14 protein-coding genes and 2 tRNA genes are annotated in these 16,407 nt (G+C 62.2%); 4 read left to right on the top strand and 12 right to left on the bottom strand.

Annotated elements, in window-relative coordinates:
- The first annotated feature begins 212 nt into the window (after positions 1-212).
- Positions 213-1,529, top strand: a complete 1,317-nt coding sequence (locus ADN01_RS04325) for a nickel-dependent lactate racemase family protein (protein ID WP_062420035.1) — start codon at positions 213-215, stop codon at positions 1,527-1,529.
- Between the two features lie 58 nt (positions 1,530-1,587).
- Here ADN01_RS04325 and ADN01_RS04320 read toward each other — a convergent pair whose 3' ends face one another.
- From ADN01_RS04320 to ADN01_RS04295, 6 genes are all read right to left on the bottom strand, one after another.
- Positions 1,588-2,367: a beta/alpha barrel domain-containing protein gene (locus tag ADN01_RS04320; protein WP_062420036.1), complete on the bottom strand. Its 780-nt coding sequence runs from the start codon at positions 2,365-2,367 to the stop codon at positions 1,588-1,590.
- Complete coding sequence (locus tag ADN01_RS04315) at positions 2,360-3,139, bottom strand: PIG-L deacetylase family protein (RefSeq protein WP_062420037.1); 780 nt, start codon at positions 3,137-3,139, stop codon at positions 2,360-2,362. The genes ADN01_RS04320 and ADN01_RS04315 overlap by 8 nt, the downstream gene beginning before the upstream one ends.
- A gap of 6 nt (positions 3,140-3,145) precedes the next feature.
- Entirely contained in the window at positions 3,146-3,835 is a 690-nt protein-coding gene (locus ADN01_RS04310) for an iron-sulfur cluster-binding protein (protein ID WP_062420038.1), read from the bottom strand.
- A gap of 104 nt (positions 3,836-3,939) precedes the next feature.
- On the bottom strand, positions 3,940-6,471 hold the full coding sequence (pheT, locus tag ADN01_RS04305; protein ID WP_062420039.1) for a phenylalanine--tRNA ligase subunit beta: 2,532 nt from the start codon (positions 6,469-6,471) through the stop codon (positions 3,940-3,942).
- Positions 6,472-6,490: 19 nt separating this feature from the next.
- Complete coding sequence (locus tag ADN01_RS04300; RefSeq protein WP_062420040.1) at positions 6,491-7,534, bottom strand: phenylalanine--tRNA ligase subunit alpha; 1,044 nt, start codon at positions 7,532-7,534, stop codon at positions 6,491-6,493.
- 395 nt (positions 7,535-7,929) lie between these two features.
- Positions 7,930-8,496, bottom strand: coding sequence for a carbonic anhydrase (locus tag ADN01_RS04295; RefSeq protein WP_075070953.1), 567 nt, complete (start codon positions 8,494-8,496; stop codon positions 7,930-7,932).
- A 142-nt stretch (positions 8,497-8,638) separates the two neighbouring features.
- On the opposite strand from ADN01_RS04295, the gene ADN01_RS04290 reads away from it, so the two are divergent.
- Positions 8,639-10,042, top strand: coding sequence for a TolB-like translocation protein (locus ADN01_RS04290; RefSeq protein WP_075070952.1), 1,404 nt, complete (start codon positions 8,639-8,641; stop codon positions 10,040-10,042).
- Between the two features lie 129 nt (positions 10,043-10,171).
- On the opposite strand, the gene ADN01_RS04285 is transcribed toward ADN01_RS04290, so the two are convergent.
- The 4 genes from ADN01_RS04285 to ADN01_RS04270 all read right to left on the bottom strand — a co-directional run bounded on the left by ADN01_RS04285 (position 10,172) and on the right by ADN01_RS04270 (position 13,319).
- Complete coding sequence (locus ADN01_RS04285) at positions 10,172-10,477, bottom strand: hypothetical protein (RefSeq protein WP_062416693.1); 306 nt, start codon at positions 10,475-10,477, stop codon at positions 10,172-10,174.
- A 27-nt stretch (positions 10,478-10,504) separates the two neighbouring features.
- Positions 10,505-11,203 carry a methyltransferase family protein gene (locus ADN01_RS04280; RefSeq protein ID WP_075070972.1) on the bottom strand — a complete coding sequence of 233 codons (699 nt, stop codon included), beginning with the start codon at positions 11,201-11,203 and terminating at the stop codon, positions 10,505-10,507.
- Positions 11,204-11,358: 155 nt separating this feature from the next.
- The gene (locus ADN01_RS04275; RefSeq protein WP_062416695.1) at positions 11,359-12,141 is read right to left on the bottom strand and encodes an MBL fold metallo-hydrolase; all 783 of its coding nucleotides are present in this window, start codon (positions 12,139-12,141) and stop codon (positions 11,359-11,361) included.
- 266 nt (positions 12,142-12,407) lie between these two features.
- Positions 12,408-13,319: a cation diffusion facilitator family transporter gene (locus ADN01_RS04270; protein ID WP_062416696.1), complete on the bottom strand. Its 912-nt coding sequence runs from the start codon at positions 13,317-13,319 to the stop codon at positions 12,408-12,410.
- Between the two features lie 213 nt (positions 13,320-13,532).
- On the opposite strand from ADN01_RS04270, the gene ADN01_RS04265 reads away from it, so the two are divergent.
- Both ADN01_RS04265 and ADN01_RS04260 read left to right on the top strand, forming a co-directional pair.
- On the top strand, positions 13,533-14,759 hold the full coding sequence (locus ADN01_RS04265) for a hypothetical protein (protein ID WP_062416697.1): 1,227 nt from the start codon (positions 13,533-13,535) through the stop codon (positions 14,757-14,759).
- Positions 14,737-15,360 (top strand): hypothetical protein, encoded by a 624-nt coding sequence (locus tag ADN01_RS04260; protein WP_062416698.1) that lies wholly within the window; start codon positions 14,737-14,739, stop codon positions 15,358-15,360. The genes ADN01_RS04265 and ADN01_RS04260 overlap by 23 nt, the downstream gene beginning before the upstream one ends.
- Positions 15,361-15,953: 593 nt before the next feature.
- On the opposite strand, the gene ADN01_RS04255 is transcribed toward ADN01_RS04260, so the two are convergent.
- A tRNA-Ser gene (locus tag ADN01_RS04255) sits at positions 15,954-16,041 on the bottom strand.
- A gap of 37 nt (positions 16,042-16,078) precedes the next feature.
- A tRNA-Ser gene (locus ADN01_RS04250) sits at positions 16,079-16,163 on the bottom strand.
- Positions 16,164-16,407 lie beyond the last annotated feature (244 nt).

Raw genomic sequence — 16,407 nt, 5'->3', positions numbered from 1 at the left:
AGACCAGTTGCCAATATTGCAACGAATTTGCAATGGTAAGCTATTGATTTTCCACCGTTGATCGGTATAATATAACTATCAAACGTTCGGGTGCCCCCCTCACCCGGGCGTTTGGTGCTTTAAAGGGGAAAATCGCTTTTCATCTAACCCGCTTAGGCTACAATAAGGACATCCCTTTCATCCTCAATTCTTGTTGACCCAAAGGTGAATTTATGTCCCGTCCATCCGTCGAACTGCCCTGGGGCAGTGAAAAAATCCGTTTTGACCTGCCAGAGCGCTGGAATCTGGCGGGCGTCTTGGAGCCTGCCGCCCTGCCGGGCGTGGCCGACCCCGCCGCTGAAACCGCCCGCAGCCTGGCCGAACCCATCGGCTCGCTGCGCCTGGGCCATCTGGTTCACCCCGAAGCCCGTGTGGCCGTGGTGGTGGACGACGGCAGCCGCCCCACGCCGGTGCATCAAATTCTGCCCGCGGTGATCAGCGAGCTGAACCGCGCCGGGGTGCAGCTCAGCCAGATCACCCTCATTCCTGCCCTGGGCGTACACCGCCCCATGAGCGAGGCTGAGCTGTTTGCGCGCGTGGGCGAAAGCTGGCGCGGGCAAATCGCCTGGGATTCGCCCGACTGCGACAACCCCGAAAAGATGACCTTCCTGGGAACCACCTCACGCGGCACGCCCGTGTGGGTCAACAAAACCGCTGCGGAAGCCGATCTCATCGTCTCCATCGGCTGCATCGAGCCGCACATCATCGCCAGCTTTGGCGGCGGTTATAAAAACCTGATCCCCGGCATCGCCGGGCGGGTCACTATCGCCCATAACCACGCCATCAACTGCCAGCCGTCCACCTTTAATAACGTGGGACGCAAGATTGAAAACAACCCCATGCGGCTGGATCTGGAAGAGGCCGGAAAGATGTTTAAGCCGCCGGTGTTCATCGTCAACGCCGTGCTCAACAGCGCCACCGAGGTGGTCAAAATTGTCAGCGGCGACCCGGTCACCGCGCACCGCGCCGGGGCCAAAATCAGCGCCAGCATCTTTGGGGTCAAAATCCCCGCCCCCGCCGATGTGGTCATCACCGCCTCGCACCCGATGGATCAAGACCTGCGTCAGGGGGTCAAGGCCCTGGCCAACAACATCCGCGCCCTCAAGCGCGGCGGCGTCATGCTGACTCTGGTGCGCGCGGATGAAGGCGTGGGTGTGTTTGGCCTGGCCAACAAAAAGCTGCCCCTGGGGCGCGGCGCGCTGAAAGCCCTGGCCCCCGTCCTGCTGCCCCTGGTGCCCAAACTCAAGCTCAAAGGCATGGGCGAAGAGGACAAATTCTTCCTGTACTTTGCCCTGCAGGCCATGCGCCACGGCACGCTGCTGCTCTACGGCCCCACCATCCCAACGGAGATTCACGAGCGGCTGCCCTTTGTCAGCTTTGTCTCCAGCCCCCAGGAGGGTCTGGCCCGCGCCCAACAGCGTTTTCCCAAAGAAGCCAGCGTGTTGGTTCTGCCCCACGGCGGCAGCACCTACCCCATCGTCCCCGAATAGCCCCCTCTCCGCTTTCTTGATCGAATCAAAAACCTCCTCGCGCCCGCGGGGAGGTTTTTCAGTCCAGGTTCGTCTCAGGCACGGCCTCGCCTGGCCCGGCGCGCCACAACACAGCATCTAACCCCACCGCCAGCGCCCCGGCTGCCAGCAGGGCCTGACCGTGTTCCAGCGAAAACACCCCGCCGGAAACGATGACCGGCAGGCGGGTGACCTGCGCGCGCTGAAGGGCCTCAAGGGCCAGGGGCAGCAGATGGGGGCCGTACAGCCGTCCGTGCAGCAGACCGCCGCGCCCGTCCGGGTAACTGCCGTAGGGAGCGCTGAGGTGCAGGGCGTTCACCCCCAAATCGCGCAGCCGGGCCGCCCAGGGGGCTTCCACCTGCACATAGGGCAGGCTGACCACCACGGGCAGTTCTCCCAGGGCTGCATCCACCAGCCGCAGCGCCAGATCCGCCCCCGCCCAGGGGGGAATGCCGATCTCCAACGCGCCGACTTCAGGCAAATTCTCCAGGCGGTCGGCCATGCGCCGGATCTCATCAGCCTCGCTGGCCATCAGGTGCACCCACACCGGGGCCGCCGAGCGTGCCCAGCGGGCGCGGTGTTCGCTGAGCACGCGGCTGAGGCCGGGGTTGGGCAGGCCGGTGTGCATCAGAAAGCCGCCCGCATAGGCCGCCAGGCCGCGTTCTTTGGCTGGCGAGCGCGGCGCCAGGCTGACCGGGTGGGTGATGAAGGCGCCCATGCGTTCCGGCCAGGGCCAACTGCGCGGCGGGCGAAAACCCAGCGCTCCGGCAGCGTTGACCCAGGGGGACAGCAGGGGCAAATCCTGACGGGCCTCAGCCATGCGCGGCGATCTCCTCCCGCACCCGCCCGGAAAGGCACAGCAGCAGCGCCAGGGCATCCTGCGGCAGCCCATCCTCCGCGGGCGGCGCAGCGCGGTGCAGCGATTCCAGCGTCACCACCACTTCCGGCACGCTCACCGGGCGGCCCATTTGCTTCGATGTGTTGCGCACAAACAAGGCGTGTTGGGTGCGGTGGCACAGGGTGGCGGCGGTTTTTTCAGCCTTCAGCGGGGTCACATCCAATACCCAATGCGCCGGGTCGTTTTCGTTCAGCAGGCGCGGTTTGGGCGAATCTGGGTATGCCGCCTGAACGGTGTACCACAGGCGCTGGGGGCTGGCCCAGGTCTGCGCCGTCAGGCGCGCCGCGGCGTACACCAGGCGGTGAGCAGGGTGGCCGTACTCCCCACTGCTGCCGTGGGTGATGAGCACATCCGCCGAGAGTTCATCCAATACCTGCCGCAGTTCCTGCGCCAGGCGCACGGGATCGTCCATAAAGGCGTAGAGGGTGTTGTCTGGCCCCACGCTGGGGTCCACATAGGGCAAGAAACGCAGCGACGCGCCCCCCAGGGCATCCACGGCGCAGGCCAGTTCTTCAGAACGCAGCGCGCCCAGTTCCTGCGGGGCGCACAGGGGCGGATCGCCCGCCTCACCGCCTTCGCCGCGGGTGGCGCACAGATAATGCACCTCGGCCCCCAGACGCGCCAAAAGCGCCAGGGTGCCGCCTGCCAGCATGGTTTCATCATCGGGGTGAGCAAAAAAAGCGAGAACCTTCATCCTTGATTATCCTTCAACCTCTAAATCATCCCAGGGGAACACGGGGCCGTCTTCGCAGGCCAGCTTCCAGCCGTGATGGGTGTGCACCGCGCACACGCCGCAGGCCGCCGCGCCGCCGCAGGGAATGGGGGTATCCACCAGCACCTCAGCCGCCGGGCAGCCCTGCTCCGCCGTCAGCCCCAGGGCCTCGCGCAGCGCAGTCAGCCGGGCGCGCGGGGCGGTCAGCGCCAGATACTGCGCCCAGGCCGGGGCTTCATGCAGCAGACTGAAAGGCAGCACCTCCACCGCCAGGGGCAGCCCCGCCGGAGGGGCCGAGGTGTAGAGAGCCACGTCTGCGCCCTGCGCCAGGGCAGCTTCGATCACCGGCAGCAGGCGGGCGGTGGGGCCGTCGAGGGCCGCCAAAGCTACGCGCCGCGCCTGGGGCGGCAGGCGAAAGCCGCGTCCCAAGGGACTGCGGATCTCCAACCAGTCGCCCACCGCCCAGGCCGCTGGAAGCGGCCCCACCAGGCGCAGATCGCCAGGGCGCAGCCGCGCCGGGTACAAAGCCACGGGCAGCGGGTCGTCGCTGTGGGGGCGGTTGGCCAGCAAATACTGGCCGGGCGCGGGGTGCAGCCCGTTGGGCAGGCGCACGCGCAGCCCCTGCCATATGGGGGCTTCTTGAGAAATTTCCACAATCTGGGCGAGTGTCACAGCCATAGGGTGTATCCTACCCCGCCTATCCCGATTTGAACAGGGGTTTTAGCCCCAAAAAAACCGCCCCCCGAAAATCGGGAGGCGGTCAATCGGAGACTGAAGGCTGGCTAACTGCGCAGCTTCGCGCCCAATTCCTGATCCAGGCGGCGGATGACCTTCTGTCGGATCTGGGTGGCTTCCTGGTCGGTCAGCGTGCGGTCGGGGGCCATGTAGGTCAGGCTGTAGGCCATGCTCTTTTTGCCCTCGCCCAGCTTATCGCCGCGGTAAATGTCAAACAAGCGCACATCCGTCAGCAGCTTGCCGCCCGCCGCGCGAATGACGGCTTCGATCTTTTCGGCGGGGAGGTCTTCATCCACCACCACGGCGATATCTTCCAAAACGGGCGGGAAGACCGGCACCGGCTGAATTTCATAGCGAGCCGGGATGCAGCTCAGCAGCACCGCCACGTCCAATTCCGCTGCCAACACCGGCGCCGCGCCAAAATCGTAGTGCTCGGCCACCTTGGGGTGCAGTTCGCCCGCCACCCCTGCCACGCGCTCGCCCACACGCACCAGGGCGCACTTTCCGGGGTGGAAGCTGGGATGCTGGGTGGGTTCAAAGCGCACATCGCTCAGGTGCAGCTCATTGAAGGCCGCTTCCAGGATGCCCTTCAGATCGAAGAAGTCCATCGCATGGGCTTCGGGGCGGTCCCAGGCAGCGATATGGCGGGCGCCGCTGAGGGCCAACGCCAGGCGCACCGGTTCGGCGGGCAGCGGGGCTTCGGGATTGGGCAGGAACACCGGGCCAATTTCGAAGAAGGCCAGGCGCGGGCGCAGGCGGCTGTTGCGTTCCACCACCTCCAACACCGAAGCCAGCAGACTGCGGCGCATGACCGTACGGTCCGAGGCGATGGGGTTCGCCAGGCGCACGTAAGGGGTTTCGGCTTGCACCGCACCCAGCGGCAAAGCGCGGGCTTCGCGCTCCGGCGTGGTCATGCGGTAGGTAGCCACCTCGCGCAGCCCCGCCCGTACCAGCGCATCGCGCAGCCGTTCTTCCCCTTCCAACGCAGGATTGCGGCGCTGCCGAGGCAGGCTGGCAGACAGGCGCACGGCGGGGATGTTGTTGTAACCGTACAGACGCGCCACCTCTTCCAGCAGGTCGGCCCGCCCCACCACACCTTCGCCAATATCCAGGCGGTGGGCTGGGGCCTGTGCGGTGACGATATCGCCCTGCACCGTGCAGGTGAACTCCAGGCGGCGCAGCAGACCGGCCACCTCTTCCGCGCTCAGCTCAATGCCCAGCACGCGCTGCACTTCGCTGGCGGGCAGTTCCACCACGGGGTCAACCACCGGCGCGGGGTAGGCGTCCACCAGATCGGCGGCAATCTGCCCGCCGCTCCAGGCTGCCATGCGCTCCAGGCACAGCTGGACCGCCTCCTGCGCCAGGGCAGGGTGAATCCCGCGCGAGAAGCGGTAGCCCGCTTCAGAATTCAGGCGCTGAGAGGCCACCGTGCGGCGCACGTTGATGAAATTCCAGCTCGCGCCCTCCAGCAGGATGGTCTGCGACTGGGGAGTGACTTCACTTTCCAGGCCGCCCATCACGCCCGCGATGGACAGCGCGCCTTCGGTGTCGCACACCAGGGTGGTGAAGGGGTCCAGGTTGCGCTCCACCCCATCCAGGGTGGTCAACTTTTCGCCAGGGTGCGCCGCACGGGTGATGATGGTGGGCGGCTGGCCGTGGGCGCGCTGGCGCAGATGGTCGTAATCGAAGGCGTGCAGCGGCTGGCCGGTTTCCAGCATGACGTAATTGGTGGCGTCTACGATACTGTTGATCGGCCGCATGCCCGCCAGGCGCAGACGGCGCTGCACCCAATAAGGGCTGGGGCGCGCAGACGCGCCGCGCAGCAGGCCAACCACAAAGCGCGGGTTCATGGCCGGGTCTTGAATCTGGATGGAAACCTGCCCCACCACGCTGGGCCCGTCCGCAGGCAGGCGGCGCTGCGGCAGGCGCAGCGGTTTGCCGGTGATAGCGGCCAATTCGCGGGCCACGCCCAAAACGCTGGCGTTGCGGATCATATTGGGCAGGATGGAAATTTCGAACACGGCGTCGCCCATGTAGTCCGCCAGGGGCATACCCGTGGGCGCGTCGTCATCCAGGAAGATGACGCCCTCATGCTCCTCAGAGATGCCCAATTCCTTCTCAGAACACACCATCGAGTAGCTTTCCACGCCGCGGATCTTGGCGCGCTTGAGGGTGGTCAGCACCTGTCCGGGCTGGTGACCGTCGTAAATCTGCGCGCCCTCTTTGGCGTAGGCCACTTTGATGGGCCGGGGCAAGGGGCCCTGGCCTTTGTAATCGTACAGATTGGGTGCGCCGGTGAGCACCACCTGTTCCTGCAAGCCGTCGTTCAGGCGGCACAGCACCAGGCGGTCGGCGTTGGGGTGGGGCATGACCTCATCAATCTGCGCCACCACCACCTTTTCGCGATCCCAGGCCAGGCCGGAATATTTGAACTCATGGCGCTCGCCTTCCGGCAGGGGCAGGCCTATCACCTTCACGCTGTCCACCTCCAGGCCGGCCATGGTTAACGCGCGGGCCAGTTCCTCGAGGGACAGGTCAATATCAATGTAATCTTTCAACCACGAAAGCGGTACGTTCATCGTGTTAATCCCTCATCTCTCAGAACTGTTCCAGGAAGCGGACGTCGTTGCCCCAGAAGTAGCGGATATCGGTGATGCGGTAGCGCAGCATGGCGATGCGCTCCGGGCCCATGCCCGCCGCAAAACCGCTGTACACCGCGGGGTCGTAGCCGCCATTTTTCAGCACGGTGGGATGAACCATGCCGCAGCCCAAAATCTCCAGCCAGCCGGAACCTTTGCAGATGGGGCAGCCTTTGCCGCCGCACACAAAACATTCCACGTCCATCTCGGCGCTGGGTTCGGTGAAGGGGAAGTAGGAGGGGCGCAGGCGTGTGCGCACTTCGTCGCCGAACAGGCGGCGGGCGAAGTCGTTCAACGTGCCTTTCAAATCACCGAAGGTGATGCCCTTGTCAATCGCCAGCATCTCCACCTGATTGAACTGAATTTCAGAGCGGGCGCTGATCTGCTCGTAGCGGTAGCACATGCCCGGCAAGATGACGCGCACCGGGTCGGGGGCGTATTCGCGCATGGCGTGAATCTGCCCCGGGGAGGTGTGCGTGCGCAGCAAAACGCCCGGCGTCAGGGTGTGGAAGGTATCCCACATATCGCGAGCCGGATGGTGGGCGGGGATGTTGAGCAGTTCGAAGTTGTACTCATCCGATTCCACATCCCGGGCGCGGTACACCTGGAAGCCCATGTCGCCCAACACGCGGTAAATCTCGCGCAGGTTCTGGGTGGCAGGGTGCAGGCTGCCGAGAGTGGGGGCGCGCCCCGGCAGGGTCACGTCCAGGCGTTCATTCTGCAAACTGCGCTGCAGCGCGGCCTGACGCAGCTCATCGCTGCGCAGGTTAAAGGCGCCTTCCAGGGCCAGCTTCACCTGGTTGGCGTTCTGGCCCACCTGCGGGCGCTCCTCTTTGGAGAGCTTGCCCAGGTCGCTGAACACGCGCATCACCGCCGAGCTGCGGCCCAAATGCGCGGTGCGCCAGGCCTGCAAACCAGCTTCGTCCTGAACGCTTTCCAGTTCTGCAAGAGCCTGTTCCTGAATCGAGGTCAGATTCTGCAAGAGGATAGGTAGGTCGGTCATTCTCACCTCCGAAAAAAAATCAGAGCATCCGTGCGGTGCTCAAAAATAAAAAAACCGTCCCAGGAAAACGGGACGGATTTTCTCCGCGGTACCACCCGAATTGGCCGCGCCGTGGCGGCCCACTTTCCCCAACGGCCCGCATCCGGCGGGCGATTGGCTGCGCTCGATAACGCGGCGCGCTGCGTCTCAGACTACTGGCCGCCTGAAGAGCGGCGTTCCCCTGAGAGGCTCAGGAGGGAACTTCGGCGGGATTTCGCCGGGATGGGGTCTCAGTCTGTGCCCCGTCTTCCCTGTCGGTTTCCACCCACGTACTTTCCTCCGTCACAGCCTTTGGACGGTTGATTAGCTCCATTATCCTCATTTTTGGCGCGCCTGTCAAGGTGGCATTCAGACGGTTATAGCCAGGTCACCGCTCCGCTGACCTGGTCGTAATACGCTGGAGCCACGCGCACCCCCGGCTGGCGCAGACAGGGGCTCTCATCCATCAGGCGCTGAACCGTCAGATGAGCGTTGCGCTGGGCAGCCTCATCCACCGCATCTCCGGCGCGAACGGCAGGCTGCAGCAGCCCCACCAGCCCTTGCCCGGCCTCTGGGCTGCCCTGCGCGTGGACGGCGGCCGTCACCGCGCCGCAGGCCGAATGCGCCAGCACCACCACCAAGGCGCTGCCCAAATGACCCACGGCGTATTCCACGCTCCAGCGTACCACATCCGGGGCGGTGTTGCCCGCCACCCGCACCACAAACAGATCGCCCAGGCCTTGATCAAACAGCACTTCCGGGGCAATGCGCGAATCGGAGCAGCCCAGCACCACCGCAAAGGGGTGCTGCCCGGCGGTCAGTTCCTCGCGCCGGTGGGGGGATTGATTCGGGTGAAGCATTTGACCTTGCATAAAGCGCGTATTGCCGTCTTTCAACTGCTGCAGCGCCTCATCGGCAGAACAGGGAGGTTGTGGGTGAGACATGGGTATGCCCTTTCAGGGTTGGGGGATAGGGGTAGGAGTTGCTGTGGTGATTGTACCCGAATTTTCTGACCGATCCGGGTAGAAATTCCGGCTTGCGCGGCGGGGCGCGGCAAGGTAAGATACTGGCATAGGAGGAGACCCCATGCACAAGAACCGTTTCGCAATCCTCATAGGCCTATTGGCCCTGTTGGCCAGCACCCTGGCCTGCTCTCTGCCAATCGCCGGTCAGGACGAAGGCGCCACCCCAGGGGAAATTGCCACCGCGGTGGCGGCCACCCTGGCCGCGGCCGGGCCTGGGCAGCCCCCGCTGGTGCTGCCCACCCTGATCCCCAAAGAACCCACGCCCACCCCCGGCCTCGATCTGCCGCCTACCTCCACCCCCACCCCGCCAGTCAGCCTGACTCTGGCTTACCGCGACGGTGCGGGCAACCTGTGGGCCTGGGTCGAGGGCAGCTCCCCGCGCCAACTGACCTCCAGCGGCGACGTGGGTTACGATCTGGCGGTGTCTTCGGATGGGGTCTGGATCGCCTTCACCCGCCACGTGGATGATCCGCCCACTCACAGCCTGTGGGCCGTCCGCACCGACGGCGCCGGCGAGCGCGAACTGGTGAGCGCCAAGGAGTTTGCCGGGTGGAACGGCGGCCTGGATGTTCCCACCTCCGTTACCGCCAAAATTGCCTGGGCCAACGGCACGCATACCCTGGTCTTTACCACCCAGCCGTTGGTGGAATACGGCATGGTGTTGAATTACGACCTGCGCACGGTGGACGCCGACACGGGCGCGCTCACCGAAGTGCTGCCCATCGGCGCGGGGGGCATGTTCACCCTGTCGCCCGACGGCCGCCAGGTGGCTCTGTCCACCCCCAGCGCCCTGCACCTGATGAATCTAGACGGCACGAATCTGCGCAGCAGCGTGATCAACTATGCCAATGTGATGACCTACAGCGAATACGCCTACCACATTCAGCCGGTGTGGGCTGCCGATTCCAGCCGCCTGCGCGTGCATATCCCCCCCGCGGATCCTTTGGCTTCCCCGCGCCAGGCCACTACCCTGTGGACTGTGCCCGCGGACGGTTCCCCCGCCCAGCAAACCGGCAGCGTGGATGTGTTCTTCCTGGATACGGTGCTCTTCGCCCCCGCGGGTGAAAAATTGCTGATTGTGCGGCCAGTGGGCGACCCCACCACCAGCAATGCGCGCGAATTGATGCTCAGCGGGGTGGACGGCGGCGGGGCGCTGCGCCTGGATGGGGGTGAATTCACCAGCGCGGCCTGGTCGCCCGACGGGCGGCGCTTCAGCTATCTGCGCAACCCTGGCGGGATCGCCCTGTACGGCCAGCCCGACAGCGGCAGCGTGGCCCCCCTGACCGACACGGCCAACGTGCAGGAGGTCTTGTGGATTGACGCCAACCGCTTCTTCTTCAGCAGCCGCGCCAGCGACAGCACGCGCCAGATCCGCCTGGGGACTCCCGGCGGCCCCAGTCAGTTGGTCGCCGAAGTCGGCGGGTTGGAATCCTACGATTGGGTCGCGATGGACTTTAACCACTAAACAGCCGTTCTTAAAAATAGCACCGCCCAGAATCCTGTGCTGATTCTGGGCGGTGCTTTGCTTAACGATCAGCCCGCGAATTCCCAGGCAGCCTGCAGCCAACGGCTGAAACCAGTTTTCATACCCTCCTCAACCCTGGTCGTCATCCAGGGCGCGGAACGGGCGCTGGTCCTCGTCAATCACCGGCAGGCAGCCCGCCGCCGTCATCTTGATCTTGCGATTGCGCGCCGAGCGCCAGATCATAAAGAGGAGGGGGGCGCCCAACACCACCAGCGCCAGCCAGGGAATCTCGCCAGCCATACCGACGGCTGGGACCGCCGCCGCGGGGGTCGGCTCCGTTTGCGGAAACGGCGCGTTCGCCAAAACCACGCCCGGCGCAGCCAAAAGCAAAGCAGCCCCGAACAGCAACACACTCCAACGGTAATTGGGTTTCATCCTCAGGCCCTCCATAAACAAGAGAACTTACCAGATCCCCGGCAGCAGGCGGTAGCGTACCTTTTGGGCGTATTCACGATAACCGGGCAAATTTCCCTGCAAGAAACGGTCTTCCAGACGCGTGCGGATGATTAACGCTATGCCAATCAGCACCACCGGAATGAACGCCCAGACCGAGTTGAGCAGGAGCGGCATACCCAGGTTAGCCGTCAGACCCCCGGCGTAGCCAGGGTGGCGGACCCATTGGTACGGCCCGCTGGAGATGACCTTATGCCCACGCTCCTCCTGAATGCGCACCGTCCCCGAGAAGTAGGCGTTCTCCACGAAAGCGTAGGAAGCGAACATATTCCCGGCCAGCATCAGGCCCAGCCCAAGCATCTCTACCGGCAGCGAGAAGCCCGCCGGACCCTGCAGGCGAACTTCCAACCCCACCGCCAACAAAATGAAGACCGTTCCAAAAGCCACCAGGGGTGAGAGCCATTTATCCCAGGGCTGGGTATTCTCATGCCGATCGTAATTGGCCCGCTCTTTGAGGATATCCGGGGTCCGGCGCACAGCCAGGGCACGGCTGACGAGGAAGGACAGCAGAAAAACCGCCGCCATGACCCACGCCTGCCACCAGCCCCACCGGCCAGAGATCAAAATGGGCAGCAGGGGGATCACCACCAGCACCAACACCAGCATGATCACCGTACGGAGGATATTCACATCTTTTTGCTTTTCCATATTGACCTCGCAAGTCTTTACGTATTTCATAACCCTGCCTTCCGCCCTAACGAGCGGGGTTAGCCACGAGCCCCAGCCTTCAGGACAAAGCGCGTGGAAATCGCCCGGCCAGGAAACAAGAACCGCTCTCCGTTCAGAGAATGCCGCCGAAGCGCTCAGGCTGGATGACCGCGGGAACGGTTGTGATCCGGCGAATCCCACACCTTATGCTCAAACCACTCCGGGAACATGTGTGAATTGGACAGCACCACTTCTGGGTGTTGGCGCATGAATTGACGCAGCCGGGCATCGTGCGGGCCGAGCACGAGCCGAATCAACCAGGCGGGCGTCTCGTGGTTATAGACCGCGCCGGCATCCCCGGCATGGAAAAACCAGCCTTTGTCCAATTTAACGGCGACGCCGCAGTGCCCCTGGGAATGGCCGTGCAGCGGCACCAGCCACATCTCCGGCGTAAACGGCAGGCGGATGGCCGAAAAATCGTACCAGTTCTCACCCCCGTCTTCGTACAAGACCCAATTCGGATCATGAGCGATGTGGCGTTGAATATAGGCCATGTCGGTCCAGCGGCGCATGGTTCCAGTGAACGCCTCATATTCTCGGCGGTGAACATGCACCGCTGCCCAGGGGAAATCCGGCAGGCCCCCGCAGTGATCGAAATGCATGTGTGTCAAAACAATGTGGCGCACATCTTCCGGCGCATAGCCCATCTGCCGCACCTGGTGGACCGCGGCCTCCCGCGGGTCCCAGGCTAATTTCGTGATCCCCCGGAACAGCTTCAGCATGGCGTGCGGGTTGGCGTAATCTTCCAGCCCCGGGCCGGTGTCAATCAGAACCAGGCCCTGGTCGCTCTCCACGAGCAAACAGACCATGCCCGTTTTCAGGCGGGAGGGCCAGCGCGCATCACAGGTGAAGCCGTTGAACAGGTGAATCGGCATCATGCGGTCCCCAGCAAATCGTTTAACCGGTGAGGGTATCTGTACTCATTATAGCGAAATGCGCCGGTAAAGCACGAACCAAATTGTGCAGGCTTCACATCCGCAGGTACACGGACTGAACGGGCCATAAAGGGGCAGACGCAGATGGAGGAGGGCGACGACGGTGATACACCCATGCCGCTAAAAACAAGACAGACACCCGATTTGCTCGGGTGTCTGTCCATCCTATCGCATTTTTGGCTTGTCCGCCCCCCATCACCCCAGCGCTCTTACTCTCGATCCAGAGTCGCATCTGCCATCGAGATGGGATCCTCCAGCGGCTCCACGTGGGTAAAGGTGACCACCTGGGGTAGCTCCTGCCGGATTTCCTGCTCGATTTGTTCGGCAAGCTGATGCCCGCGCTGGACGGTCCAGGCGCCGGGCACCAGAATATGAACCGAGACAAAACCGCGCGCCGCCGCAGAGCGCGTCCGCAAGGCGTGGAACTGCATGCCTTGTTTTTCATAGCGGCTCAGAATATTCTGGATTTTCGTAACGGACTCTGCCGGAAGGGCTTTATCCATCAAACCGTAATAAGCCTGCCGGAGAAGGCGGCCGCCCGTCAAGAGAATGTTAGCCGCAACAATCAGGGCAATGATGGGATCCATGATATCCAACCGGGTCACGCTGACCAGGCCCACGCCCAAAATCACCCCGCCCGTGGTAAAGACATCCGTCATCAGATGGCTGGCGTCGGCTTTGAGGGTGATGGATCCGTAGCGCGCGCCCGCCTGGGCAAGCACCCGCGACACGCCAAAATTGATTAAAGAAGCGATGACCGAAATCCCCAGGCCCAGACCCACCTGCTCCAGCGGCTGCGGATTGAACAGGCGCGGAATGGCGGTAAAGGCAATGCTGCCCGCGGCGATCAAAATCATGCCGCCTTCAAATCCGCTGGAGAAGAATTCCACCTTGGAATAACCAAAGCCAAATTCTTCATCGGCAGGGCGCGAGGCCACGCGCAGCGCAATCAGGGCAACCATGGCCGTGAGCAGATTGACCAGCGATTCCAGCGCGTCGGAGAGCAGACCGACCGAGTTGGTCAGCCAATACGCGCCCAATTTCAGCGAAATCGTCAGCACAGCGGCCGCAATGGACATCCAGGCAAAGCGGGTGAGATTATTTGTGGGGGAATGGGACATAGAATCGATTGTATCGCTAATTCTTCAGACAGAGGGGATATTGCTGTCAAGAGAGGAGTGTTCTAAACTTTGTCGTGATTTGTTGGGGGGCCTGCCTGGATATCACACTGTTCTGGCATGAAAAGGTTGTTACCGGATCAAATTCGATATTACAACCTATAATATTCATATCCGCCCTTTATCCATCTCGACTGATTGGACAAGGAGGTGCGTATGGCCGCGAAAGCATACCCAACCTGGGGGAAGATGATCCGCAATATGGGATTGGCCGTTCTGGTGCTGCTGACCCTGCAACTCATTTTCATCCTGCCCGCCGAGGCGCAGATAGAAGACTTGGAACCGATGGAGGTGACCGCAAGCAACACTTTCGATTGCGGCGGGAAAGAGTGGGTGGTCCAGGTGAAGTTTTGGAATGTGGGCGCCCTGGGCGGTGAGCCATATGCACAGGCGTCCCTCATTGGGGATAATTGCATCAACGGCAAACTGGTGCCTCCAGAAATGGGCGCCATGCAGGGTAGATTCTCCGGGGGGCCCAATGGAATCCTGACGATGGACTACTGCCTGGGCGCGGGGAATTCCAGCAATTGCCGCACGGTAGAGTGGCAGTTGGTGGAGGGAAAATACTTCACCCTGCAGGGAAATATCCATTTCATCGTTCAAAACCCAGAAGCGTTTGACCCTAAACCGATCACAGCCGAATACATCTTTACCACCTACGGCATTCAGGTGCTGGATTCCTTTGATGAAGCGGGCTATGAACCCACCTCCTGGACAAACCAGGAACTTCGTCTGCTGGACGAGGTGCTGAGGGAACTTCCCCCGGCGATCCGCAATTCTCTGGCCTTATCCCGCATCGTCCGCAACAAGGTGGGCAGAGATCAAGAAGGCAATTTGAAGCCGTCATGGAACGGGGTGTATTCTGCTTGCGGGTCTCCGCCGCAAAAAGACTGTTCTTCATCTTCCGGCGTCATCCGCATCTTTGACCGGGCCTTTACACCCAATTTGCTCTCCAATGATCCAGACGGAAAAAAGAAATTCAAGGCCGTCATCCTGCACGAAATGATCCATGCTCATCAATATTTCAAGGACGACCAGTCCATGTATCGCAACGCCCTGGATTCCCCGGTTCTGCAGAATTGGATGGACGCCACTCGCAATGTGACCGATATCTACGATCCAGGCTTCAAAAATGTTGATAACGGCTGGATCTATGGGAGCTTCCCCAATACTCCGCCCCAGTGGATCCTATGGGAGCCCAAGGAGGACAATAAACCGCCCACCAGCTACGGCAGTAAGAATCCCCTGGAAGATATGAGCGATTCGGTGATGATGTATGTGTATGACCCCGATCAGCTGAAGGCGACCTCGATGAAGCGCTATACCTATATCCGCGACTATCTCTACCAGGGAGTGGAATATGAAAACGGCATCCGCAAATAAAACCAGGGCGTTTCGCTTCCTGGCGATTTCTGCCGTGATGGGAATGGTGCTGGCCTGCAACTTTCCTCTGCTCCGTACGGCGGACCCCGCAGCGGCCCCGCAGGATCCGTCAAGCCCCGCCGTACCCGGCCTGCCCGGCGCCACCTCTGGTAACGATACTGCTCTGGAGGCCTGTCTGCCTGCTGTGGTTCCCGGCTCCACCACCCGCGCCCAGGTGACCGCCGCCCTGGGAGAACCGGTGCAATCCAGGCAGGAAGGGGGATTTGAAAACCTGTACTACCCCTCGGCTGTCCCCAAAATGTTTGACGTGGTCACCCTGAAGGACCAGGTCGTGGTGAGGGTGGTGGCGCACCACGGCGAAAAGCATCCCCTGTGGTGGTCAGAAGTCCTGGCCCGGCATGGCGAGCCTGTCCATCAGGCTTATTCCGATTTCAGCCAGGGAAGCCGCACCTACTCCTTTCCCGAAAAGGGGCTGGCATATATCGCCAACCCTGAACTGGATGTGGTTCTGGCCAGATGGTGCTTCCCGCCCATGGGTCTGGATGCGTTTCTGGCAGAATATGGATCCGTTCTGCTTGAAGAGGATCCCTTTGATCGTTGAGAGGGGCAGGGTTGCACGGGCTTTGGGATGGGGGCCCGCGGGCGAACAAAAAAGCTCACCGTTGGGTGAGCTTTTTTTCAGCGGAGAGGGCGGTGTTCGAATAGCACCCCCTTTTGGGGCCCGCGGGCGAACAAAAAAAGCCTGCGCAAAGGCAGGCTTTTTCTTCAGCGGAGAGGGCGGGGGTCGAATAGCACCCCCTTTTGGGGGCCCGCGGGCGAACAAAAAAGCTCACCGTTGGGTGAGCTTTTTTCAGCGGAGAGGGCGGGGGTCGAATAGCACCCCCTTTTGGGGGCCCGCGGGCGAACAAAAAAGCTCACCGTTGGGTGAGCTTTTTTCAGCGGAGAGGGCGGGATTCGAATAGCACCCCCTTTTGGGGGCCCGCGGGCGAACAAAAAAGCTCACCGTTGGGTGAGCTTTTTTCAGCGGAGAGGGCGGGGGTCGAATAGCACCCCCTTTTGGGGGCCCGCGGGCGAACAAAAAAGCTCACCGTTGGGTGAGCTTTTTTCAGCGGAGAGGGCGGGGGTCGAATATCACCCCCTTTTGGGGGCCCGCGGGCGAACAAAAAAGCTCACCGTTGGGTGAGCTTTTTTCAGCGGAGAGGGCGGGATTCGAACCCGCGGCCGAGTCTACCCCGGCACTCACTTAGCAGGCGAGCCCATTCAGCCACTCTGGCACCTCCCCAATATGAAATTCTTAATCCCCCGCGGCGTACCTCTTGCGGAGGGAGAGGGATTCGAACCCACGGTGAGTTACCCCACACCTGTTTTCAAGACAGGCGCCTTAAGCCACTCGGCCATCCCTCCGGATTTCGCAAATTTCGCGTCTTTGATTGTATCATACATCCACCCCCCGGACAAGCATTTTCCAACAGGGCACACCAGGGTTGTACCTTTTATCACACTTTCGCAACGATCCGCCCGGTGTCTGTCCCAAGAGTGGTAGGTTTTGAAAAAAGAGCAAGCTCCGAGTAAACTGGTAGGTGCTTAAGGCCACCAAGTTACCGGAGCTTGCCATGTCTATTGTCACCTTACAGATACCAGAAGTCAA

This window comes from Levilinea saccharolytica (genome assembly GCF_001306035.1).
Lineage (GTDB): Bacteria > Chloroflexota > Anaerolineae > Anaerolineales > Anaerolineaceae > Levilinea > Levilinea saccharolytica.
This window is presented reverse-complemented; position numbering and strand designations above follow the sequence as displayed.

Coding starts and splice junctions, on each gene's coding strand:
- ADN01_RS04310 (WP_062420038.1), bottom strand. CDS start 3,835: ATGGCTGTGACACTCGCCCAGATTGTGGAAATTTCTCAAGAAGCCCCC.
- ADN01_RS04260 (WP_062416698.1), top strand. CDS start 14,737: ATGAAAACGGCATCCGCAAATAAAACCAGGGCGTTTCGCTTCCTGGCG.
- ADN01_RS04320 (WP_062420036.1), bottom strand. CDS start 2,367: ATGGCTGAGGCCCGTCAGGATTTGCCCCTGCTGTCCCCCTGGGTCAAC.
- ADN01_RS04325 (WP_062420035.1), top strand. CDS start 213: ATGTCCCGTCCATCCGTCGAACTGCCCTGGGGCAGTGAAAAAATCCGT.
- ADN01_RS04315 (WP_062420037.1), bottom strand. CDS start 3,139: ATGAAGGTTCTCGCTTTTTTTGCTCACCCCGATGATGAAACCATGCTG.
- ADN01_RS04275 (WP_062416695.1), bottom strand. CDS start 12,141: ATGATGCCGATTCACCTGTTCAACGGCTTCACCTGTGATGCGCGCTGG.
- ADN01_RS04290 (WP_075070952.1), top strand. CDS start 8,639: ATGCACAAGAACCGTTTCGCAATCCTCATAGGCCTATTGGCCCTGTTG.
- ADN01_RS04300 (WP_062420040.1), bottom strand. CDS start 7,534: ATGACCGACCTACCTATCCTCTTGCAGAATCTGACCTCGATTCAGGAA.
- ADN01_RS04285 (WP_062416693.1), bottom strand. CDS start 10,477: ATGAAACCCAATTACCGTTGGAGTGTGTTGCTGTTCGGGGCTGCTTTG.
- ADN01_RS04280 (WP_075070972.1), bottom strand. CDS start 11,203: ATGGAAAAGCAAAAAGATGTGAATATCCTCCGTACGGTGATCATGCTG.
- pheT (WP_062420039.1), bottom strand. CDS start 6,471: ATGAACGTACCGCTTTCGTGGTTGAAAGATTACATTGATATTGACCTG.
- ADN01_RS04295 (WP_075070953.1), bottom strand. CDS start 8,496: ATGTCTCACCCACAACCTCCCTGTTCTGCCGATGAGGCGCTGCAGCAG.
- ADN01_RS04265 (WP_062416697.1), top strand. CDS start 13,533: ATGGCCGCGAAAGCATACCCAACCTGGGGGAAGATGATCCGCAATATG.
- ADN01_RS04270 (WP_062416696.1), bottom strand. CDS start 13,319: ATGTCCCATTCCCCCACAAATAATCTCACCCGCTTTGCCTGGATGTCC.